Consider the following 22825-nt stretch of genomic DNA (forward strand, 5'->3'; position numbering starts at 1 on the left):
TTATTGAGGTTACTTTGCAGGAAGACAAATTCAGAAAGTGGTTATCCGAGGGCGGTGCGAATACCGAAAAGGGCCTCGACACTCGCATTTACGCGGTCAAGACAATCGAACGACAATTAGGCGCATTGGGATTTGATTGGCAGGATCTCGATCAAGCCTGGAAAGACGGTGGCTTTGATCAAATACGCGACCGCCTTAACCGGATCCGAGAAGATGCAAAGTCCGGCGGTGAGGACTTTCGAATTCTCTTTCCAAAATCCGAAAAGCCGCTTGGCCGTCTCTCAAGTTGGCGGAGCTGGTTGGCGCAATATGGCCGCTATCTGGCCGGCGATCCTCCTGGGCAGGCGCGCGATGCCGACCGGATCAGGCTATATGTTCTGGAACACTACATCGAGACTGCACGCGAACGCGGCGACGTCGCTGTCGACATCCTCGTGCGCGACGTGAATGAAGCTCTGGGCCTCTATCAAGCCTGGCCGAACATCTGTCAGGCTATTTCTGGCCCGATCTTTCAGGAAATTGCAGAGGTGACGGAGCCAGAGCGAATCGGAGCAAATCAAAGTTCCGCCACGGTTTTCCGGTTTCATTTGAACGACGCCATGATTAACCGCGCAGTTCTTGAACAAATGCGAACCGTTTTCCTCAAAGAATGCCCAGACTTTCGAAAGTTTTCGGATCCCGGCGGCGGCTGGGCGAAGCGTGAAGGCGACTACAAGGTCGCTGCTTCCAAAAAGGTTCAGCAAGCAAGGCGTCAAAGCACCGAGGAAATAGAATTCGGTCAACAAGTATACGAAATCTTGAAAAACGCAGCACCTGACGGACCTTTAGTGCGGTGGCAGACGGAGGACTCAGTCAGAAAAATCGACAATGACCTGCTTGCCGATCTTTACTCTGCGGTCGGGAGGCTGGTCCGTTCGGAAGAACCCATCGATCTCGCCCTTGCTGAGGCTTTCCGCGAGCTCGAGCAGTTGCGTGCACGAGGCGCAACCACCCTGACCTTCGGCGAGCGGATCAATGTCCTTACATCAGCCGCCGCTATGGCGCGACCCAGTGAAGTTGCGCCGTTCAAGATCACGGCGATCAATGGTGCATGGAAAGCGCTCACCGGCGCACCACTTTTCGTCGAATCCAAGTTCGACGCAATGCGAGACTATGCACGGCTGAAGTCCGGCTTTGAAGAGATGCTTGCCGTAATGCGAGACGACTGGGGTTGGGAACCCCAAAACTGGCTCGACGTTCAGGGGTTTTTATGGATCGCGATGGAAGGTGGATCGGAGTTCAATGCAATGCCTAAAGAAGTGAGTAATCCGGAGCCGGCCGCGCACCATTCCCCCGCCCCGACGAACCTGATCCTTTACGGACCACCAGGCACCGGCAAGACCTATGCGACGGCCGGGGAAGCCTTGAAGCTTTGCGGAGAAATCGTTCAGGAAGGCCGCGCTCAGGTCATGGCGGCTTACGCACGCCTCTGCGCAGAAAAGCGGATCGAATTCGTCACTTTCCACCAATCGATGTCATACGAGGATTTTGTCGAAGGGCGACAACCGATGACTGACGAGGCGGGCGACGACAGCAACGGGACAGGGTTCCGACTGGAAACGGTGCCAGGCATCTTCCGCCGAATTGTCCGTCGCGCAGAGGCGAGTAAGGGGGGCACCCGGGACGACCACAGGATCACTCTGCAAGGGCGCCAAGTATTCAAGATGTCCCTTGGTGAGGCTGCCAACCCCGATGGCGCACATCTTTTCGATGATGCAATCGAAGGCGGCTATGCGATATTCGGGTTTGAGGACATCGATTGGTCGGACCCAAAATTCTCTGACCCGAATGAGATCTTGGCTGCTTGTCGGCAATTCGGCGAACACGAAGGGCCTGTGACGCGGCAGTCCGGGCAAGTCAAATTGACAGACGCCTTTCGCAACAAGTTGAAGGTCGGCGACATCATCATTGTGTCCAAGGGCAACAAGCTGTTTCGAGCCATTGGAGAAGTCACCGGCGAGTATGAACGGCATGGACGGGAAGAAGGCGATTATGGGCATCGTCGCGCGGTGCGCTGGCTATGGATCGATGATGCAGGAGTTGCGGCCGAAGAGATCTATAAAGCCAATTTTATTCAACCGACAATCTACAGATTGAAGCGCGACTTTCTCAACATCCCGGCACTTGAGCGCTATGCAAACAGTCAATTGGAAAATGGTGACAGCGATCCTGAGCAATTCGTTCTGATCATCGACGAGATCAACCGGGCGAATATCTCCAAAGTTTTCGGCGAGCTCATCACACTCCTGGAACCCGACAAACGCCTTGGTCAACCAAACCAGATCAAAGTGCGCCTGCCCTATTCTGGCGATGATTTCGGCGTGCCGTCCAACCTGCACATCCTTGGCACCATGAACACCGCCGACCGGTCTATCGCGCTATTGGATACGGCATTACGGCGGAGGTTCGAGTTCCGTGAGCTAATGCCGGAGCCGGTTTTTCTTGCCGATGCGGCACAGCAATGCGGCATTGACCTTACTCGCTTGTTGCAAGCCCTCAACGACCGGATCGAATACCTTTACGACCGCGAACACCAGATCGGCCATGCTTATTTCATCCAATGCAAAACCAAGGCGGCTGTTGACGCGGTCATGCGCGACCGGATCATCCCGCTGTTGGCAGAATATTTCTTCGAGGATTGGGCCAAGGTTGCAGCGGTTCTGGGCGATGCAGACTCAGCAGATGGTGAGATCAACGGTGGTTTCCTGAAACGCACGCGCCTGAAGGCCCCTCCGGGTATGGAAGACGATGAAGACGCAGTGCGGTTTCGCTGGTCCGTCCGTTCAGGGCCGTTCTCCTATGATAAACTGCTAAGCGCGTGATCCGCCGCACCATCCTTGAATGGCAACGCCTTCCTTACGGCGATGGGCCGGATCAGATCCCTGCGGGGGCTGCGTCCGGCCTTGCCGTCGCCGCTGCGGCGTCAAGTTTTGCTGGCCGCGGTGGCGACGGCGTGCTGGAGCATGGACGCAAATCGTTACGCGCGCGTGGGATTGTGGGCGTTCTGGCGACGCCTGACGCACAGCTGGAGATCCTGCCGAAGATCGACGCCCCGGGAGAGAACGATGCGGCAAGCGACACTGTCTTGCGCCATCGTCTTGTGCACATGCTCGGGGTTGCTCTCAACCTGCGCATTGACGAGGCGGGTATCGCGCGACTCGGTCTGCAAAGTGATAGTTTACTCGAAATCCTTATCCGCCTGTTCTCCACTCGTTTGCTGAACACGGTTCGCAATGGCATGCCTCGCCAATATCTGGCTCGGTCCGACGACCTCCCGGCCCTGCGGGGGCGGCTGAACACGACGCGGCAGTTCTCGGTTCTTGCGACGCATCCGGAGCGTCTTGCCTGCGACTTCGATGAATTGTCGGCTGACATCCCGCTGAACCAGGTAATGAAGGCCACCGTTACGCACCTGTCGCGGCTGGCACGAGCCAGCGACAACCAGCGCATCCTGAGGGAACTGGCCTTTGCTTATGCAGGCATTTCGAACCTGACGTTGGCCGAGTTGAATTGGGACGGGATCACTCTTGATCGGACCAACCAGCGGTGGGGCGACCTACTGTCGCTCGCCAGGCTTTTGCTGGGTGGACGCTATCAGAAAACCAGCAGCGGGCGAACGGGAGGCCACGCCCTCTTGTTCGAGATGAACTTGCTTTTCGAAGAGTATGTCGCGCGGCTACTGAAAAACGCGCTGGCGGGCACAGAATTGCGCGTGTCAACGCAGGGTGGTCACCGATCGTGCCTCTATGACGGGGACGTAGGACGATTCAGAACAAAGCCGGACATCATCATCCGGCGCAGCAGCGAGATCGCAATGATCATCGACACAAAGTGGAAACGGATGACGCCCAGGATCGACGATCCCAAGCAGGGCGTAAGCCAAGGCGACGTCTATCAGTTGATGGCATACAGCCAACTCTATGGTTGCCAGCAGACCATGCTGCTTTATCCGCACCATACCGGTCTCGGGGACGAACCTGAAAACCGTGGTTATTCTATTGCTGAGCAGGACAGCCCAAATACTCTGACGCTGTCGACGATTGATGTGACAGCACCGGCTGTAAGTTGTGCTCAGGCATTGCGTAGGCTGGTGGGCACAAGGCTTTTGTCGACTGCTTCCCTTTGAGTGGTCTACGGACCGTCAGGCTATACTGAACTCCAGGACTGGCACCAACGGAGCAACTGTGACACTTTTCTGTGACACCCCTGCCCGCTTTCGATGCCGATTTCGCGCATTTTTTGGCGTCATAGACCCTTTTTTTACTAGTCTCTCAATACCCGCCACACGTTCAAAAACGGTCTCGAAAACCGTTGAGCCTTCACGGGTTCCCAGGGTTCGAATCCCTGTCTCTCCGCCACTTTTCCCTTGGAAAACATGGCAATCCGGGCCGTCTGGGCTGACAGGCGGGGGCGCTTGCAGCGACTGGGCGCGCCGCGCTGGGGCGGTCTAGCTTGTGTCATTCCAAACCCTTGGCAATCCGAGCTTTCGTTATGGGATCAGATAGGTATCCTGTAGCGATATCTGCGGAAAGGGATTGAGCATGGGGCTATTGCAAGACGGAAAATGGGTCGACCAGTGGTATGACACGTCACAAACCGGCGGTCGGTTCAAACGAAAAGCCCCACAGTTCCGCAATTGGATCACGCCGGATGGATCCGCCGGGCCCAGTGGCCGCAGCGGGTTCACGGCGCAACCGGACCGCTATCATCTTTATGTGTCGCTGGCGTGCCCCTGGGCGCACCGAACACTGATCTTTCGCGCCTTGAAGGGGCTTGAGGACATGATCTCGGTGTCTGTGGTTCACTGGCTGATGGCAGAGCATGGATGGACCTTCGACACCTGCGACGGCACCATTCCCGACACGGTGAACAATGCGCGCTATATGCACCAGATTTACACGACCGCTCAGCCTGACTATTCCGGGCGCGTGACGGTGCCGGTTTTGTGGGACAGGCAGACAGGCACCATCGTGTCCAACGAAAGCTCCGAGATCATCCGCATGTTCAATACCGCCTTTGATGCGGTGGGCGCACAGCCGGGCGACTTCTACCCCGTCGCCTTGCGCCCCGAGATTGACGCCCTGAACGACCGCATCTACTCCACCGTGAACAACGGCGTCTACAAGGCCGGTTTCGCCACCACGCAAGAGGCCTATGAAGAGGCCATCGCCCCACTTTTCGAAACACTTGACTGGCTCGAAGCCCGATTGGATCGGCAGCGGTATCTGACCGGGTCCGCCCCCACCGAAGCGGATTGGCGGTTGTTTACCACCTTGCTTCGCTTTGATCCGGTCTATGTCGGGCACTTCAAATGCAACATCCGAAGGATTGCCGATTACCCCAATCTATCGGCCTATCTGCGCGATCTGTATCAGCAGCCGCGCATCGCTGAGACCGTCAATATGGAGCATATCAAAGCCCATTATTACGCAAGCCACGCGACGATCAATCCCAGTGGCGTGGTGCCTGTTGGGCCGGAGCAGGACCTGCACGCACCGCATGACCGGGCGCGATTTGACGGGGCGACTTAAGCGCGGCAGCTCTGCCCTGTCAGACTTGGCCCAACTGTCGTGATCAGAACGGCGCTTCCAGATCGCTCAACCGGACATAGACGGTTTTCAACTCCGAATAATGTTCAATCGCGGCTTTTGCGTTCTCGCGTCCAACGCCCGAGGCTTTGGTGCCGCCAAACGGTGCCTCAACCGGGGCGTCGTTGTAGGTGTTGATGTAGCAGGTGCCCGCCTCGAACCCCGCCACAACACGGTGCGCGCGGGTCAGGTCGTTGGTGAAGACACCGGCGGCCAGACCGAATTCGGTGTCATTGGCGCGCGCCATGACCTCATCTTCGGTGTCGAAATCGAGCACGGACATGACGGGGCCGAAAATCTCTTCACGTGCGATGGTCATGTCGTCGGTCACGTCGGCGAAGACGGTGGGCTTCATGTAAAAGCCATCGCCGCTGATCCGTTCGCCACCATAGACCAGCCGCGCGCCTTCCTCTTTGCCCTTTTCGACATAGGTCATGACGATGTTCAGCTGCCCCTGGCTGACCATCGGGCCGAAACTGGTGTTGGGGTCAAGTGGGTCGCCAATGACCGCCCCGTCCAGCCGTTCAGCCAGACGTTTCAAGAAAGCCTCTTTGATGCCTTTCTGAACGAACACCCGCGTGCCGTTGGAACAGACCTGCCCGGAGGAATAGAAGTTGCCCAGAATGGCCCCCGACACCGCGTTTTCCACATTCGCATCATCAAAGACGATCATCGGGGACTTGCCGCCAAGCTCCATCGTGACGTGTTTCATTTCGGCGGCGGCGGCGGCATAGACCTTCTTGCCCGTCGGCACGGACCCGGTCAGCGACACCTTGGCCACGCGCGGGTCAGTCACCAGGGCGCCGCCAACTTCACCATAGCCTTGCACGACATTGAAAATGCCCGCAGGTGCGCCGGCCTCCATCAGGATCTCGGCCACTTTGAGCGCCGAGAGCGGCGTCATCTCGGACGGTTTGAAAACAGAGGTGTTGCCGCAGGCCAGAGCCGGTGCGGCCTTCCAGCACGCGATCTGGGTGGGATAATTCCACGCGCCAATGCCGACACAAACGCCAAGCGCCTCGCGCCGCGTATAGACGAAATCGCCATTTGCCATCGGAATATGCTCGCCCGTCAGGCTGCCGGCTAGCCCGCCGAAATACTCCAACGCATCCGCGCCCGATGTCGCGTCGGCCACGCTGGTTTCCTGATAGGGTTTGCCGGTGTCGAGTGTTTCCAGAACCGATAGATCATGGTTGCGTTCGCGCATGATGTCAGCGGCGCGGCGCAGGATACGACCCCGTTCCGTCCCGGTCATCGCCGCCCAATCGGCCTGCGCCGACTTCGCCGCATCAAGCGCCTTGTCTATGATCGCGGGGGTCGCCGAATGAAGCTTGGCGATCACCTCGCCTGTTGCGGGAAAAACCACGTCGATCTGCGTGCCGTCCGTGTCCTCGACATATTCGCCGCCGATGAAATGGCTTGCTTTGGGTTGCGCTCTCATGCCGTTGCCTTTCTGCAAAGCGCGGTGTCGGGGGGCGTGGCCCGCCGGGAATCGCGCGCATTCGTGGAATTTCGCGCAGTGTCGCAGGATGGGCCGCAAAGGGCCATCCGAAAGGCGGCACCCTGCCCCGTGGTCGCCTAGCCCTTGAAGCCGGTTGCGACCACGAATTTCTCGGAACTGTCCGACCGGCTTGAAGGTGGCTTCACATTCACCACCTTTTCAAACTTCAGCTTCAGAAGTTTCTGCAACTCACCTTCCGCGCCGCCTGCCAAGACCTTGGCAACGAAGGTGCCGCCTTGTTCCAGCACATCGAACGCGAAATACGCCGCCGCTTCGCACAACGAGATAATGCGCAAATGGTCGGTCTGCTTGTGGCCGGAACTGGAAGCCGCCATGTCGGACATGACCACATCCGCCTTGCCACCCAAAAGCTCTTTCACGGTCACATCGGCGTCGTCTTCCATGAAGTCGAGCTGGTGGAATGTGGCTCCGGCCAGCGGTTCAACCTCTTGCAAATCGATGCCCAGAAAGGTGCCGACCTTCTTGCCGCTTTTCTCACCAAGCGCGTTGATGCGCGGCACGGCGACTTGCGCCCAGCCACCGGGGGCGCAGCCCAGATCGACCACGCGTGCACCGTTCACCAGAAAGCGATACTTGTCGTCCAGATCCATGATCTTGAAGGCGGCGCGCCCGCGATAACCCTCGGCCTTGGCCCGCGTCACATAAGGGTCGTTTAGCTGCCGTTGCAGCCAGCGGGTCGAACTGTTGGTCCGACCCCGCGCGGTTTTCACCTTCACGGTCAAATCCCGAAGCCCCCGGCCCGAGCTTTTGCGCGCCCGGCCGCCTTTTTTGCCACCTGTTTCTGTCATCAGAATGGTCCGCCTTCCAAAACACCGTCCGCAGACATCTGCGAATAAAGGATGCCCTCGCGCAGGCCGCGATCCGCCACGCTGAGCCGATCCGTCGGCCAGACGCGCAATAATGCTTGTAAGATCGCAGCGCCAGACATGATCAGCGATTGCCGATCGCGCCCGATATGCGAATTCATCCGCCGCCCCTGCGGGCCAAGCGCCAGATAGCCTTGGATCACCCGTTCGATCTGGTCCGAGGTCATGCGCAGCCCATCCACTTTGGTCCGGTCATAGCGGCGCAGGCCCAGATGGGTCGCCGCCACGGTCGTCACGGTGCCGGATGTGCCGATGATCTGGAACCCTTCGCGGGGCGGTTCATGGTGGAACGGGCTGAAGCCTGCCAGTTGCTCTTCGAAATGCACGGACATCAGCGCATAGCGGCCCGCGTCATCCTCTACGTCATCAAACATCTCACGCAGGGTGGCGACGCCCAAAGGCACCGAAATCCAATCCACCACGCTGGCGGCGGGAAAATCGCTGACCCCACCGATAAAGCCGCGCCCCATCCGCATGATGGATCGCGGGCGCTCCAACGGCGGCACCTTGGATAGATCAAGCCACACAAGCTCGGTCGAACCGCCGCCAATATCGACGACCAAAAGCTGTTCGGTTTTTGTGGACACAAGCGGCGCGCAGGACACGACGGCCAGCCGCGCTTCTTCTTCGGGCTTGATGATCTCCAGGTCCAAGCCGGTTTCACGCCGGATATAGGCCATGAAGCTCTTGCCGTTCGACGCACGGCGACAGGCTTCTGTCGCCACAAGGCGCATTCGCTGGACATCGTGCTTGATCAGCTTTTTGCGGCAAATACGAAGCGCCTGCACGGTGCGCGACATCGACGACCGGCTCAGCCGACCCGAGGCTTCCAGCCCCTTGCCCAGTTGCACCGATTTGGAAAAGCTGTCCACGACGTGAAACTGGCTTCCCTTCGGTTGGGCAACCAGCATACGACAACTGTTTGTTCCGAGGTCCAGCGCCGCATACAGGCTTGCCGGGTCCACGGGTGACGGCGCGGGGGTATCGACCGCTATTGGGAACGCGCCCGCACCATTGGGACGCTTGGGCGTCATAGGTCACGCCCTCCATTTCAAGTTGTCTTTAAGATAGGGATACGCGCCGTGTCTGACAATCCCTTCCCTGCAACATGGACGCACTATCCGCCGTCGCGCATAATCATCTTGAGAAGTATTCAGCTTCACCCCCATGGCCCGTCGATGGGCAATCGCGTATCCCACAGATGCCAATCAGCATCATGGAAGTCGCTTGTGGTGCGCGTGGTGTCGAAAAACGACGCAGGAAACCCCCTGCCCACGCGTAGAAAAAGTGAAGCGGAGGAGGAAGAATCGCATGCCGGACGTGACCATCGTTTACTGGAGGGACATTCCCGCCCAGATCATCGTCGGCAAAGGGCGTCGTGGGTCGAAAGCCCCGCTGCCTGAGCGGTTCGAACAGGCCATCGACCGGGCCGCCATGAAGGTGAACGCGAAAGACAGCGACGCCTATCTGGCGGAATGGCGCAAGGCCGATCCCTATTCCGTGGACGGAGACCCGCAAGAGATCGCGGCGGCAGAAGCCGCCCGGATCGACGCAGAATATGACAAAGAGCGCCTGATCGCGCTGATTGGCAACGACGGATGGGCGTAAGCCTGTCCCGCATAAAGGAGGCAGCCATGGCGCTGTTGAACTTCCGCAGAAAGCCGACCGAAGGTCAGGCCACGCCCACGTCCCCCGCCCTTCAGGACTTCCTGAAGGGCTATTCGATCGAGGTGATGCCCCGCACCGCCGAGAAGGTCGAGGATTTCCGCGACCTGCTGCCCGAGGACACCCGCGTCTATATCGCCCATATCGACGGCACCCCGATTGACGAGATGGTCGCCACCGCCAAACGCATCAACGCCGAAGGCTTCGAGGTCATGCCGCACTTCCCCGCGCGCATCATCAAGGATGAGGCCACGCTGGCCGACTGGATCGCCCGCTATCAGGGCGAAGCGAATGTGAAACAAGCGCTGCTGCTGGCCGGTGGCGTGGAAAAGCCGCATGGTGATTTCGACAGCTCAATGCAGTTGCTTGAAACCGGTCTGTTCGACAAGGCAGGCTTCACCCAGCTGAACGTCGCCGGTCACCCGGAAGGCAACCGCGATATCGACCCGGACGGATCACGCAAGAACGTCATGGAAGCCGTTCTTTGGAAACAGAAATTCTCGGAACGAACCGACGCCAAGATGGCCTTGGCCACGCAGTTCGCCTTTGAAGCTAAGCCGATTATCAAATGGGCGGACGGGCTTAAAGAGGCCGGCGTTGACCTGCCCATCCATATCGGCATCGCCGGTCCCGCCAAACTGCAAACGCTGATCAAGTTCGCGATTGCCTGCGGTGTCGGCCCGTCGCTGAAAGTGCTGCAAAAGCGCGCGATGGATGTGACCAAACTGCTACTGCCCTATGAACCGACAGAGGTTCTGAACGAATTGGCCAACCACAAGGCGGCCAATCCCGACTTCAACATCACTCAGGTGCATTTCTTCCCGCTGGGCGGGATCAAGACCAATGCCAACTGGGCCATCGAAAATGGCGGCGAAAACACCGCCCCAGTCAACGTGACCAAAGGATAAAGAATGACCCGTACCATCGTTGAGTCTCAATCAAAAACCGCCATCATCGGCTTTGACCAACCCTTCTGTGTCATCGGCGAACGGATCAACCCGACCGGGCGCAAGGTTCTGAACGCCGAACTGGAAGCGGGCGATTTCAGCCGCGTGCAAAGCGACGCGTTGGCGCAGGTCGCGGCGGGAGCGACGGTGCTGGACATCAACTCGGGCGCGGTATTTTCCAACAAGATGGCCGAAGACCCGCGCTATGCGGACAACAACTTTGTCGAACCGGACCTGATGCGCCAGCTGGTGGAAACCGTGCAGGCCGTCACCGATTGCCCGCTCTGCATCGACAGTTCGGTCCCCGGCGCGCTTGAAGCAGGCTTAAAAGCCGCCAATGGTCGCCCGCTGCTGAACTCGGTCACCGGTGAAGAAGAACGGCTGGAAATGGTTCTGCCGATGGTCAAGAAATACAACGTGCCGGTTGTGGCGATCTCGAACGACGACACGGGCATTTCGGAAGACCCGGACGTGCGCTTTGCGGTGGCCAAGAAAATCGTCGAACGCGCCGCCGATTTTGGCATCCCGGCGCATGATATCGTGGTCGACCCGCTGGTAATGCCGGTTGGCGCAATGGGCACGGCTGGCTTGCAGGTCTTTGCCCTTGTGCGTCGCCTGCGTGAAGAACTTGGCGTGAACACCACCTGTGGCGCGTCCAACATATCGTTCGGCCTGCCCAACCGCCACGGCATCAACAACGCGTTTCTGCCCATGGCGATGGGTGCGGGCATGACGTCTGCGATCATGAACCCGGTCGCCCTGCCCGTCGGCCCCACAAAGCTGGCGGAAAAGAAAGCCGAAGTGGAAGCCAAAGGCATCGTGATCCCGGCCGACATGGATGATGAAACCTTCTGCCAGCTGTTTGGTCTTGGTTCGACCCTACCGAAGGCCGGCAAGGAAATGGAGGCAATCCGCGCCGCCAACTTCCTGACCAACAACGATGACGGCGGGGCCGAGTGGATCAAGTTCAACTCAGTCAATGCAGGCGCCGCAGGCGCAGCTGGTGGTCGTCGCGGCGGACGGCGTCGCCGGGGGTAGGTTTTTGCCGCAGACAGAACGAGAAAGCCCACCTTTCCGGTGGGCTTTTTTCATCTCCAAGGATGTCGACAGCGGATTGCGGTGACTTGATCTGCCTCAAGGCCACGGTCCGCGACGCTCGCTAGTTGACCTTTGCGTAAACAGGAAAGGACAGGCCGATGAGCGCCCCTTTGGAAGATATCACCATTCTTGATCTGACCCATGTGCTGGCCGGGCCTTATTGCTCGATGGTCCTGTCGGATCTGGGCGCGAAGGTCATCAAGGTCGAACAGCCGGGCAGCGGCGATGACACGCGCCATTTTCCCCCCTTTCGCGGCACGGAAAGCGCTTATTTCGCGACGATCAACCGCAACAAGCAATCAATTGCCCTGAACCTGAAAGACCCAGCCGACCGGGCGATCCTAGAGCGCCTCTTGGCGCAGGTGGACGTCGTGATGGAGAATTTTCGCCCCGGCGTCATGGACCGGCTTGGCTATGGCTGGGACAGCCTTCACGAACGGTTTCCGCACCTGATCTACGGCGCCGTTTCGGGGTTTGGCCATACGGGGCCAGACGCCCAAAGACCCGCCTATGACATGGTCGTGCAAGCCCGTGGCGGAGTTATGTCAATCACCGGTGAACGCGACCGGGAGCCCGTGCGGGTCGGGGCCTCGGTCGGCGATATCGTCGCGGGGATGTTCTTGGGGCATGGCCTTCTGGCGGCATTGTATCAGCGCATCAAAACGGGGCGCGGACAGAAAGTCGACGTGGCGATGCTGGACAGCCAACTGGCTATTTTGGAACATGCCATCGCGATCACCAGTGAAACCGGGGTCGCGCCCGGGCCTTCGGGTGCGCGCCACCCATCGATTGCCCCGTTCGAGACCTTCCACACGAAAGATGGGCTGTTGGTCATCGCGTGTGGCAACGACACTTTGTTCGCCCGCTTCTGCGACGTTCTGGGCAAGCCAAAGCTCGCCAAACGCGCCGAGTTTGCGACGAACCTGGACCGGTGCGAAAATGTGAAGCTGTTGAAACGCCGCATCGAAACCGTGACCCTTGGCGAGACCCGCGACTACTGGCTGGAAAAGCTGTTGGCCGCCGGCGTTCCCTGTGCCCCCATTCTGGATGTGGCCGAAGCGATGCAAGACCCACAACTGCGTGCGCGCAACATGGTGGTGGACCTGCCCGCGCCAGACGGGGGCAAACCCTTCAAGGCGGCAGGCAACCCGATCAAGATGTCGGATCTGTCTGATATGACCCAAGCAGGGCCAGCGCCCTTCCTGGACGGAAACCGAGCGGAAATTCTAAGCTGGCTCAGCGCGCGCGAAACCTAGCGGGCGCTGCGGGGGCGCGTTCCTTGCGACCCGCACCTCAGAAACTGGGCCGCAAACTACGGGATTTGCACGAAAACCGGCGCGCTTTTGAAAAAATGGCGTTTCCGTCGCGCACATGCCGCAGCCAGGCATTGCACCTGCGCGCCATCTCCTTAGATTGGCAGAAATTCGATTGGGAAAGACGCGCGCATGTCACAAGATCCTTTGGTCATTTTCACCCCTTCGGGCAAACGCGGCAGGTTTCCCGAAGGCACCCCCATCCTGACGGCGGCCCGCCAGCTTGGCGTGGATCTGGACAGCGTCTGCGGCGGACGTGGGATCTGTTCCAAGTGCCAGATCACCCCAAGCTATGGCGAATTCCCCAAGCACGGCGTCACCGTGTCAGATGGGGCCTTGTCTGAGTGGAACGCAGTCGAGGCTCGCTATGACGACAAGCGCGGTCTGCCCAAGGGGCGCCGTCTGGGCTGTCAGGCCACCGTGCAGGGCGATGTGGTCATCGACGTGCCGCCCGAAAGCCAGGTGCACAAGCAAGTGGTGCGCAAACGGGCCGAGGCGCGCGACATCACGCTCGACCCGCTGGTCAAGCTGTTCTACGTCGCGGTGGAAGAACCCGACATGCACGAGCCGTCCGGCGATCTGGAGCGTCTGGTGCAGGCCTTGCACGACCAATGGGAACTGGAAGATGTAAAGGCCGATCTGCATATCCTGCAATCCATGCAGCCGGTCCTGCGCAAAGGCGACTGGAAGGTCACCGTCGCGGTGCACTTGGGCGATGATGAAAACCCGCCCCGGATCATGCATCTGTGGCCCGGCTATTTCGACGGCGCAATCTATGGGGTCGCAATAGACCTTGGATCGACCACCATCGCCGCACATTTGTGCGATCTGGCGACGGGTGAAGTTGTCGCCTCATCCGGTTTGATGAACCCGCAAATCCGGTTCGGCGAAGACCTGATGAGCCGGGTGAGCTATTCGATGATGAACCCCTCGGGCGCGCAGGAAATGACGGATGCGGTGCGCGAGGGGCTGAACGCGCTGTTCACCCAAATCGCCTCGGACGCCGAGATCGACAAGGGCCTGATCATGGATGTGGTCGTGGTCTGCAATCCGGTCATGCACCACCTGCTTTTGGGGATTGATCCGTTCGAACTTGGCCAGGCCCCGTTCGCGCTTGCGACGTCCAATGCCCTTCGTCTGCGGGCCGATGATTTGAGTCTTTCAATCCACCACTCCGCACGGGTTTATCTGCTGCCCTGTATCGCGGGCCATGTGGGGGCGGATGCGGCTGCCGTGGCCCTGTCGGAAGCGCCAGACAAGTCCGACGACCTTGTGCTGGTGGTGGATGTGGGCACCAATGCCGAAATTCTGCTGGGCGACAAAACCGGCGTGATGGCGTGTTCATCCCCCACCGGCCCCGCCTTCGAAGGCGCGCAGATCAGCGCCGGCCAACGCGCCGCCCCCGGTGCCATCGAACGGGTCGAGATTGATCCCGTCACCAAAGAGCCGCGCTTCAAAGTGATCGGGTCTGACCTGTGGTCCACCGACGATGGGTTTGACGCTGCCGTCGCCACCACCGGCATCACCGGCATATGCGGGTCCGGCATCATCGAAGTGATCGCTGAAATGCGCATGGCAGGCCTTGTGGACGCAGGCGGGTTGATCGGGTCGGCCGACCAGACAGGCACCGACCGCTGCTTCGCCGATGGGCGCACGAACTCTTTCCGGCTGTGGGATGGCGACGAAGATCACGGCCCGATTGCCGTGACCAATGGCGATATTCGCGCCATCCAGATGGCCAAGGCGGCGCTCTATTCCGGTGCGCGGTTGCTGATGGACAAGCGCGCGGTGGACAAGGTGGACCGGGTCGTGCTGGCGGGGGCCTTTGGGGCGCATATCTCAGCCAAGCACGCGATGGTGCTGGGCATGATCCCGGATTGCCCGCTGGACAGGGTGACATCGGCCGGCAACGCTGCGGGCACTGGCGCGCGCATCGCCCTTCTGAACCGTGCAGCCCGCGCCGAGATCGAAGACACTGTGCGCAAGATCCAAAAGATCGAAACCGCCGTCGAGCCGCGCTTTCAGGAGCATTTCGTCAATGCCTCGGCGATGCCCAACGCGGTCGAGCCGTTCCCGATCCTGCGCAGCATCGTTGCCCTGCCCGACCCGCATTTCAATACCGGTGGCGGGGACGGTGATGGCGCAGGTGGTCGCAGGCGGCGCAGACGGCGCGACTAAGCGCGCGGCCACACTGGCATGTCGCTTGTCTGCGCCCCCCTGATTTGCTAGGTCGCAAGAAGAAAAGCGTGCGAACGGGGCCTGCGGCCATGCTGAAGAAGATCATCGTTCACATCGGTTACATGAAGACCGGAACGACCTCGATCCAGAATTTCCTTCTGGCCCAGCGTGACGCGCTGCACCAGCGCGGTATCTTCTATCCCGACAAGCCGAACCATTTCGATCTGGCCCACCTTCACGACAAACGCGGACGCCTCCGCACGGATTATAGCTTCGAAGGTGCCACACCCGAAGACGCCCGCGCGCAGTCACGCCAGTGGTTCGATGACCAGATTGCCGCGTGCCGTCGCGCGAAGCTCCACACGGCCATTTTTTCGTCTGAAGCCCTGCCGCGCAGCCGCCCCATCGATTTCGCAGCCCTTGATGCAGAGCTTCGCGGCCTTGCCACCGAGGTCACTTACCTGTGCTACGTGCGCCACCCATGGGCGATGTTTGAAAGCGTCTATCGCCAGCGGATCAAGACCGGGCGCACGACCTTTGCCGCACTGCAAGCCCAGCCGGATTTGATCAATGTCAGCCCCGCGCGCAAACTGGCAAAGCTGGTGGACCGGTTGGGGCGCGATCGGTTCGTCTTTCGGGTGTTTGACCGTGATCAACTTGTCGGCGGGGACGTGGTTTGCGATTGCCTGTCGGTGCTTGGGTTGTCCGATTTGGCGCCGCTGGCCACAGGCCTGCAAGACAACAACCCCAGCCCATCGCTTGAGGCGCTGTATCTGTCGGACCTGTTAACGCAGGACCTTCCCTATCTGGTGAACGGAAAGCGCAACCCGGCGCGCGCGCCGATGCCACAGATGAGCTTTGTCAAAGTGCGCGGCCGCCCGTTTCACCCGTTGACAGCGTCGATCGAAGCGGCACGACCCAACATCGAAGACGAGCTTGCTCTTTTTCGCGACACGCTTGGCATCACCTTCCCAGAGCGCGCCGAACCCATCTCGGTCGCCAAGTTCGACCTAGAGGCCGCCCGAACATGGGACGAAAGCGCCTTTCGCGATCTGGCCCACCTGATCAACGACATGAGCCTGGAGATCAGCGCGCTTCGAAAGGATCGTCACCGTCCGCTGTTGTCGCCGCTGAGCAAACCTGACGGCTGGCAAGCCGGATTGCGCAAACTGCGGACCCTGCTGCGGCGGTGACCGTCCGCGCGCTTGCCCCCCTTGACGCCCCTATCCGGGTGGCCTAATTCAAACCCCAACGCGGGTGTAGCTCAATGGTAGAGCAGCAGCTTCCCAAGCTGACGACGAGGGTTCGATTCCCTTCACCCGCTCCATTTTCCCGCGCCACTCGCCCCTTGCCGAAGGATCTGACCATGTCTGACCCATTTGCGAATATTCAACTCGTCACGCCGCTGGATGGGGCGACCCTGCAAAGTGTCGGCGTGCCGGCTGGTTGGAATTTCGGACTGGCAGACCGGGTTCGGTTTCATGAACTGGACGCCTTGAACCACGTCAACAACGTGGCCTATCTGCGGTGGTTCGAAAGCCTGCGCATCCCCTATTTCCAGGCCTACGGCATCACCACTTATGCGTCCGAGGACGATCCGCAAGTGGTTCTGGCCACCAACAGCGCGCGCTATTTCAAGCCGATGCATCTTGGCGAAAGCTATGTCATCACCGGGCGCACCATCAGCTTCCGCTCAAGTTCTTTCGTGATGGAATATGGCTGCTGGGTCGACGGAGACCTGCGGTGCAGTGGCGAAAGCGTGATCGTGTGCCTTGAGCAGGATGGCAAAACCAAACGCCCGCTCAGCACGGCCGTCGCCCAGACATTCATCGACCGCGACGGCGCGACACAAGGCTGACGAACGTCATCGGGCACGGCTTTCTTTCTAACACAATGTCAGATAGATAAGGGCGAACGCAGTCCATCTGCGCCCCACCGATCCATGGCCTGCCCCGCGTCCGGAGCCGTTGAATGTTTGACACGATCTACCTGCATGTCGGCAGCCCCAAAACGGGGACAACCAGCATTCAAGGCAGCTTCGACGCCAACCGCGATGTGCTGGAGCGTGCCGGATGGGGTTATCCAAGCGACCGCTTGCATTACCAGCTGATGGGGCTGGCAGGCTCCAACAAGCGCGTCTTTGGGCCCGGCGCGGACGACGGTCAGCCCATTGCGACCTTCAGGTCCGATTGCGAAACATGGTTCCGTCGCGAAACCAAGCGGCTGAGCGCGCTTGGCGTCAAACAGCTGATCTTCTCCTTTGAGCCCCTGTTCGCCGCCCCCGAGCCTGTGCTGCGTGAAATCATCGACCGGTTGCGGCGCAAGGCGCGACGGATTGTGATCATCTGCTATTGCCGACACCCTTATCACAGATGGGCGGGTGTCTATCAGGAACGGGTCAAAAACGGCGGTTTGCCGGGCCGCAGATCAAAGCGGCTCGAGACCGGTCTGCATGACAGTCAAACGCTTGAAATGATAGAAAGCCTTGTGGGACCGTCGAACATGATCCTGCGCAAGTTTGACCGTGAAACCCTGATCAATGGCGATGTGATCGACGATTTCGCCGCCGCACTGGGATTTGCTGCCCTGCCGGCTGATTTCAGGAAATCCACGCGCGAAAATGAAAGCTTGTCCTGCGAGGCATTTGCCATTGCACGCGCGATCAACCGGCGTGTTCCGGCTAAGAAAAACGGGCTTTGGAATCCGGCGCGGGCCAAATCCCTGCCCCGCCTTCTGACGTCAATTTCAGGCACGCCCTTCGTGCCACCGCGCCGCGACATTGACCGTGTCGCCCCCTTGGTTGAGGCTGAACGCGCGCGTCTGAAAGACAGGTTCGGTCTGGACTTCGCGGCCCTTGAGCCGCCCAACCGCCCTGCCTTGTTCCGGCGCAAGGACACGCTGGATGACATCGCACGGATCATCGCCGATCAGGCGGTCGAGATCGAGCGCCTGCGCGCCGCGCGCGACCGGGCGGTCTGGCGCCGTGCGCTCAGGTGGATCAGGCGGGCTGGCGGCGCTTAGCCAAGCAGCGCTTTTCGCAGCATGTTCAGGGCGACCAATGTCAGGAACACCGCAAACACCCGCTTCAACGGCTTTGGGTCCATGGCATGCGCGATTTTCACGCCATAAGGCGTGGTGATCAGGGTCATGGCGATAACCAGCCCAAACGCGGGCAGATTGACCGCGCCGATGGTGAATGGCGGGCGATGTTCGGGGGCTATGGGCAGCAACAAGAACCCCAGCACCGACGGCACAGCGATCAACAGACCAAAGCCCGCCGCCGTCGCCACGGCGCGGTGAATGGGACGGCTGTGCAAGGTCATCAGCGGCACGCCGAAGCTGCCCCCACCAATCCCCATCAGCACCGACAGGAAGCCAAGCATCGGCGACAGAATGGCGCGACGCAGCCCCTTGGGCATGTCCTGCGCAAGGCGCCACTCGGCCCGTCCCAGCCCCAAATAGGCCCCGATACAGAGGCCCAGAACACCAAAGATCGCCTGCAGCACCGTCGATCGCAGACCCGAGGCAACCAGCACCCCCAAAACGGCCCCCACCGCGATCCCCGGCGCCCATGTCTTCAGGATTTCCCAGTCAACCGCGCCCTTGCGATTATGCGCCAGAACCGACCGGATGGAGGTCACGACAATCGTTGCCAACGAGGTCGCCAGACAGATCTGCATCAGCTGATCCGACCCATACCCCAACCCCGCGAACGCATAGTAAAACGCAGGCACCAGAACGATCCCGCCTCCGACCCCCAACAAGCCAGCCAAGACGCCGGCAAAACCGCCGATCACCAAAAGCAATGCCGCCATGGGCAGTAGATTGATCAGGTCAGGCATCGGGTCTTTCAATCGGCTGGGATGTGGTCTGGATCTTGATCTGGAATACGGTCTGGCACATGTGACATCGCTTCACGCACAAGCGCAACCCCGGCGCCGTTGCGGGTGGCCCCTTCGGACAGCACGCGCCGCCATTTGCGCGCGCCCGGACGGCCGTTGAAGATCCCCAACATATGGCGGGTGATCGTGTGCAACCGAAGGCCGTTCGCCAATTGGCGTTCGATATAGGGCAGCATCGCCTCGACCACATCGTGAGCCGTCGGGGGCTCTGTCGTGGCCCCAAAAATCGCCTGATCAGCCCCAATTAGGATCTTCGCCGGGTCGTGATAGGCCACCCGCCCGACCATGACGCCATCCATGACCTGCAACTGCTCCTGAGCGTCATCCAGCGACGCGATGCCGCCATTGATCGACAAATGCAGATGTGGAAACGCGGCTTTCATCCGATGCACCAGCGGATAGTCCAGCGGGGGAATATCACGATTTTCTTTTGGGCTGAGCCCTTGCAACCACGCCTTGCGGGCATGGATCGTGAAGCGGGTCACACCTGCCGCGGACACGGTGTCCAAAAAGGCGGGCAGCGTTTCTTCGGCCAGTTGGTCGTCAACGCCAATGCGGCATTTTACTGTCACTTCAATGCCTTGCGCCGCATCCTTCATCGCCGACACACAATCCGCAACCCGCCGAGGATCGCGCATCAACACCGCGCCGAAAGTTCCCGATTGCACACGATCTGACGGACATCCGACGTTCAGGTTGACCTCGTCATATCCGGCAGCAACGCAAAGCTTGGTGGCTGCCGCGAGCTCTTTGGGGTCAGCCCCCCCCAATTGCACGGCCAAAGGATGCTCTGCCGCGTCATGGTCCAAAAGATACGTTGCCCCGCCCCGCACCAAAGCGGGCGCGGTCACCATCTCGGTATAGAGCAACGCCTCACGCGACATCAGCCGGTGTAGCACCCGGCAATGCCGGTCGGTCCAATCCATCATCGGTGCGACAGACAGGCGCGCGGCTTTGCGTATGTCGACGTTGTAGCTCATCGCGGGCTACATAGGGGAATGCCCGGCACAATGCCAGCGGTTAGACGCCGGGGCGCAGCGGCGGCATTCTTAACGCGGCGCCATGCGGATCGCACCGTCCAGCCGGATGACCTCACCGTTCAGCATGGAGTTCTCGACGATATGGCGCACGGTGGCGGCGTATTCTGCCGGATCGCCAAGGCGGGACGGGAACGGGACTTGTGCGCCAAGGCTGTCCTGCACCTCTTGCGGCAGTCCCGCGACCATCGGGGTTTTGAAGATGCCCGGCGCGATGGTCATCACGCGGATGCCGTCGCGCATCAGGTCGCGCGCCATGGGCAGTGTCATGCCCACCACGCCACCTTTTGACGCTGCATAAGCCAGCTGGCCAACTTGCCCATCAAACGCCGCGATTGAGGCTGTGTTGACGATCACGCCACGTTCGCCGTCATCGGTCACCGGGTCGGTTTGCGACATGCCCGCCGCCGCTTGGCTGGCGCAGTTAAAGGTGCCGATCAGGTTCACGCCGATGGTCTTTGCAAAGATGGCAGGGTCGTGGGGTTCGCCCTTGGACTGCGTTTTCGAGGCGGGTGCGATACCTGCACAATTGACCAAGACATGCTCCTGACCATGGGCCGCGCGCAGGGTTTTGAACCCTTCGGCGACCGACGCAGGGTCGGACACGTCCACTTTCGCAAAGGTGCCGCCAATCTTGTCGGCCATCGCCTGCCCGGCGCCTTCGTTCAGGTCAAAGATGCCAACTTTCGCCCCGGCAGCCGCCAATGCCTGTGCCACAGCGCCGCCCAACCCGGACGCGCCCCCGGTGACGACGGCAACGGTGTTTTCAGTGATGTGCATGGCAAGCCCTCCGCTTATGGTCTGCTGCGACATAGCAAGAATTGCACAAGCGTTCAATAAACTCCGGAAGGTGCCCCTATGTTACGCAGCGTCGCCCTGCTCCGTTCGATCCTGCCCTGCACAGATCGGCACAGCCCCGTTCACTGGCCCCAACGCCTGCATGGCGGCAAACTGGGTCAGATACACGCAACCGGTCAAATGCTCGAGGAAATCTATGCGTTTCAAACGATCCATCACCGGGCCTTTGACCTCGGACAGGCTGAGCGTGATGCCAGCGTCGCCCAACTGCCGGTTCAGCTCTTCCAGCGTTTCCAGCGCGGACAGGTCGATCTCGTTCACTGCCGAACACATCAGCACCACATGCTTGATGCCGCCCTTCGCGACGCGGGCCAGCAGGTAATCCTCGATAAACCGCGCGTTGGCGAAATAGAGGTTCTCGTCCAGCCGCAGCGTCACCAGTTCCGGGTGGGTCAGAACTTTGTGGCGGTTGATGTTACGGAAATGCTGGGTGCCGGGGACCAGCCCGACCTCGGCAATATGAGGCCGCGAGGTTTTGTAAAGATACAGCACGATGGACAGGATCACGCCTGCCGACACGCCGATTTCCACCCCGAAGCTGAGGGTCAGCAGGATGGTTGCCAGAACGGCGGTGAAATCCGCGCGGTGATAGGCCCATGTGGCGCGCAGGATGTGGAAATCCACAAGGCTCAGCACGGCGACAATGATGGTCGCGGCCAGCGTGGCCTTGGGCAGGAAGAACAGGAGCGGCGTCAGGAACAGTGCAGCCCCGGCGATGCCGATCGCGGTGAACGCACCTGCCGCCGGGGTTTCCGCGCCTGCGTCGAAATTGACGACCGACCGCGCAAACCCGCCTGTCACGGGATAGCCGCCCGACATGGCCGCTGCGATGTTCGACGCCCCCAGCCCCACGAGTTCCTGATCCGGCACGATGCGCTGACGCTTCTTGGCAGCCAGCGTCTGCGCGACCGAGATGCTTTCGACAAACCCGATGATCGAGATCAGCAGCGCCGAGCCAAACAAGCTGGTCCACAGGTCGGCATCAAAGCTGGGGAATGTCAGCGGCGGCAGGCCTTGTGGCACGTCGCCCACAATGGCCACCCCCTTTGATTGCAGGTCAAACCCCCAACTGATCAGCGTCGTCACGGCCACTGCACCGACAGGTCCGGCCTTTGCCAGAACTTCCGCCAGTCGCGGGCCAAGGCCCAGCGACAGCAGCAATGGTTTCAACCCTTTGCGCACCCAAAACAGAAACGCGACGGACGCGGCCCCGATGGCCAATGTAATGAGGTTGGTTTGGCTGACATGCGACAGAAGCGAGCCGAGAAGCTCAAACAGGGAATGCCCGTGCGCCTCGATGCCAAGGATATGTTTCAACTGGCTGGTTGCAATCAAAAGCCCCGAGGCCGTGATGAAGCCTGCGATCACAGGATGGCTCAGGAAATTTGCCAGAAAGCCCAGACGAAACACACCCATGACCAGAAGGATCAGGCCTGACAGGAAGGCCAGCGTGATCGCGGCAGCGGCGTATTCGGCAGGGTTGTCCAACCCAAGATTGCCCACAGCGGCCGCCGTCATCAGGCTGACCACCGCCACCGGCCCCACCGCCAAGGCGCGTGAGGTGCCGAAGATCGCATAGGCCACCAGCGGCAGGATCGAGGCGTAAAGCCCCATCTCGGCCGGCAAACCCGCCAGCAGCGCATAGGCCAGCGATTGCGGGATCAGCATGATCGTCACAATCACCGCCGCCACCAGATCCGAGGTCAGCGCCGTGTTATCATAGCGCGCACCCCAGTCGAGGATCGGCACATAGCGTCTGAGGGCGGCGGCGCGCGCCACGGATTTCGACGTATCACTCATTCGCGTATTCCA

General features: G+C 60.2%; 18 protein-coding genes and 1 tRNA gene. 12 read left to right on the top strand and 7 right to left on the bottom strand.

What is annotated here, in order from left to right:
- Positions 1-14: 14 nt before the first annotated feature.
- From Q0864_RS14125 to Q0864_RS14135, 3 genes are all read left to right on the top strand, one after another.
- Positions 15-2861, top strand: a complete 2847-nt coding sequence (locus Q0864_RS14125; protein ID WP_298571010.1) for an AAA family ATPase — start codon at positions 15-17, stop codon at positions 2859-2861.
- A complete protein-coding gene (locus Q0864_RS14130) occupies positions 2858-4165 on the top strand; it encodes a restriction endonuclease (RefSeq protein WP_298571012.1) in 1308 nt (435 codons plus the stop codon). The genes Q0864_RS14125 and Q0864_RS14130 overlap by 4 nt, the downstream gene beginning before the upstream one ends.
- A 415-nt stretch (positions 4166-4580) precedes the next feature.
- Positions 4581-5570, top strand: a complete 990-nt coding sequence (locus tag Q0864_RS14135) for a glutathione S-transferase family protein (RefSeq protein ID WP_298571014.1) — start codon at positions 4581-4583, stop codon at positions 5568-5570.
- 43 nt (positions 5571-5613) lie between these two features.
- Here Q0864_RS14135 and betB read toward each other — a convergent pair whose 3' ends face one another.
- The 3 genes from betB to Q0864_RS14150 all read right to left on the bottom strand — a co-directional run bounded on the left by betB (position 5614) and on the right by Q0864_RS14150 (position 9049).
- Positions 5614-7068, bottom strand: a complete 1455-nt coding sequence (betB, locus tag Q0864_RS14140) for a betaine-aldehyde dehydrogenase (protein WP_298571015.1) — start codon at positions 7066-7068, stop codon at positions 5614-5616.
- A gap of 137 nt (positions 7069-7205) precedes the next feature.
- Positions 7206-7937 (bottom strand): RlmE family RNA methyltransferase, encoded by a 732-nt coding sequence (locus Q0864_RS14145; RefSeq protein ID WP_298571017.1) that lies wholly within the window; start codon positions 7935-7937, stop codon positions 7206-7208.
- The gene (locus Q0864_RS14150; RefSeq protein ID WP_298571018.1) at positions 7937-9049 is read right to left on the bottom strand and encodes a Ppx/GppA phosphatase family protein; all 1113 of its coding nucleotides are present in this window, start codon (positions 9047-9049) and stop codon (positions 7937-7939) included. The genes Q0864_RS14145 and Q0864_RS14150 overlap by 1 nt, the downstream gene beginning before the upstream one ends.
- A gap of 277 nt (positions 9050-9326) precedes the next feature.
- Here Q0864_RS14150 and Q0864_RS14155 point away from each other — a divergent pair, with 277 nt between their 5' ends.
- From Q0864_RS14155 to Q0864_RS14195, 9 genes are all read left to right on the top strand, one after another.
- A complete protein-coding gene (locus Q0864_RS14155; RefSeq protein WP_298571020.1) occupies positions 9327-9623 on the top strand; it encodes a virulence factor in 297 nt (98 codons plus the stop codon).
- 26 nt (positions 9624-9649) lie between these two features.
- Positions 9650-10588, top strand: coding sequence for a methylenetetrahydrofolate reductase (locus Q0864_RS14160; RefSeq protein ID WP_298571021.1), 939 nt, complete (start codon positions 9650-9652; stop codon positions 10586-10588).
- Positions 10589-10591: 3 nt separating this feature from the next.
- Positions 10592-11665: a methyltetrahydrofolate cobalamin methyltransferase gene (locus Q0864_RS14165; protein ID WP_298571022.1), complete on the top strand. Its 1074-nt coding sequence runs from the start codon at positions 10592-10594 to the stop codon at positions 11663-11665.
- 158 nt (positions 11666-11823) lie between these two features.
- Positions 11824-12981 carry a CoA transferase gene (locus tag Q0864_RS14170; protein WP_298571024.1) on the top strand — a complete coding sequence of 386 codons (1158 nt, stop codon included), beginning with the start codon at positions 11824-11826 and terminating at the stop codon, positions 12979-12981.
- Positions 12982-13170: 189 nt separating this feature from the next.
- Complete coding sequence (locus Q0864_RS14175; protein ID WP_298571026.1) at positions 13171-15216, top strand: ASKHA domain-containing protein; 2046 nt, start codon at positions 13171-13173, stop codon at positions 15214-15216.
- 89 nt (positions 15217-15305) lie between these two features.
- The gene (locus Q0864_RS14180) at positions 15306-16409 is read left to right on the top strand and encodes a hypothetical protein (protein ID WP_298571029.1); all 1104 of its coding nucleotides are present in this window, start codon (positions 15306-15308) and stop codon (positions 16407-16409) included.
- Between the two features lie 60 nt (positions 16410-16469).
- Positions 16470-16543, top strand: a tRNA-Gly gene (locus Q0864_RS14185).
- A 39-nt stretch (positions 16544-16582) separates the two neighbouring features.
- A complete protein-coding gene (locus tag Q0864_RS14190) occupies positions 16583-17074 on the top strand; it encodes a thioesterase family protein (RefSeq protein ID WP_298571031.1) in 492 nt (163 codons plus the stop codon).
- A gap of 113 nt (positions 17075-17187) precedes the next feature.
- Positions 17188-18237 (top strand): hypothetical protein, encoded by a 1050-nt coding sequence (locus tag Q0864_RS14195; RefSeq protein WP_298571033.1) that lies wholly within the window; start codon positions 17188-17190, stop codon positions 18235-18237.
- Here Q0864_RS14195 and Q0864_RS14200 read toward each other — a convergent pair.
- The 4 genes from Q0864_RS14200 to sulP all read right to left on the bottom strand — a co-directional run bounded on the left by Q0864_RS14200 (position 18234) and on the right by sulP (position 22813).
- A complete protein-coding gene (locus Q0864_RS14200) occupies positions 18234-19058 on the bottom strand; it encodes a sulfite exporter TauE/SafE family protein (protein WP_298571035.1) in 825 nt (274 codons plus the stop codon). The two genes, Q0864_RS14195 and Q0864_RS14200, sit on opposite strands and share 4 nt — an antisense overlap.
- An 8-nt stretch (positions 19059-19066) precedes the next feature.
- Positions 19067-20098 (bottom strand): tRNA dihydrouridine(20/20a) synthase DusA, encoded by a 1032-nt coding sequence (gene dusA / locus Q0864_RS14205; protein ID WP_298571037.1) that lies wholly within the window; start codon positions 20096-20098, stop codon positions 19067-19069.
- 69 nt (positions 20099-20167) lie between these two features.
- Positions 20168-20935, bottom strand: coding sequence for an SDR family NAD(P)-dependent oxidoreductase (locus tag Q0864_RS14210; RefSeq protein ID WP_298571039.1), 768 nt, complete (start codon positions 20933-20935; stop codon positions 20168-20170).
- Positions 20936-21016: 81 nt separating this feature from the next.
- Entirely contained in the window at positions 21017-22813 is a 1797-nt protein-coding gene (sulP, locus tag Q0864_RS14215) for a sulfate permease (RefSeq protein ID WP_298571041.1), read from the bottom strand.
- Between the last annotated feature and the right edge of the window lie 12 nt (positions 22814-22825).

The organism is uncultured Aliiroseovarius sp., assembly GCF_947497285.1.
Taxonomy (GTDB): domain Bacteria; phylum Pseudomonadota; class Alphaproteobacteria; order Rhodobacterales; family Rhodobacteraceae; genus Aliiroseovarius.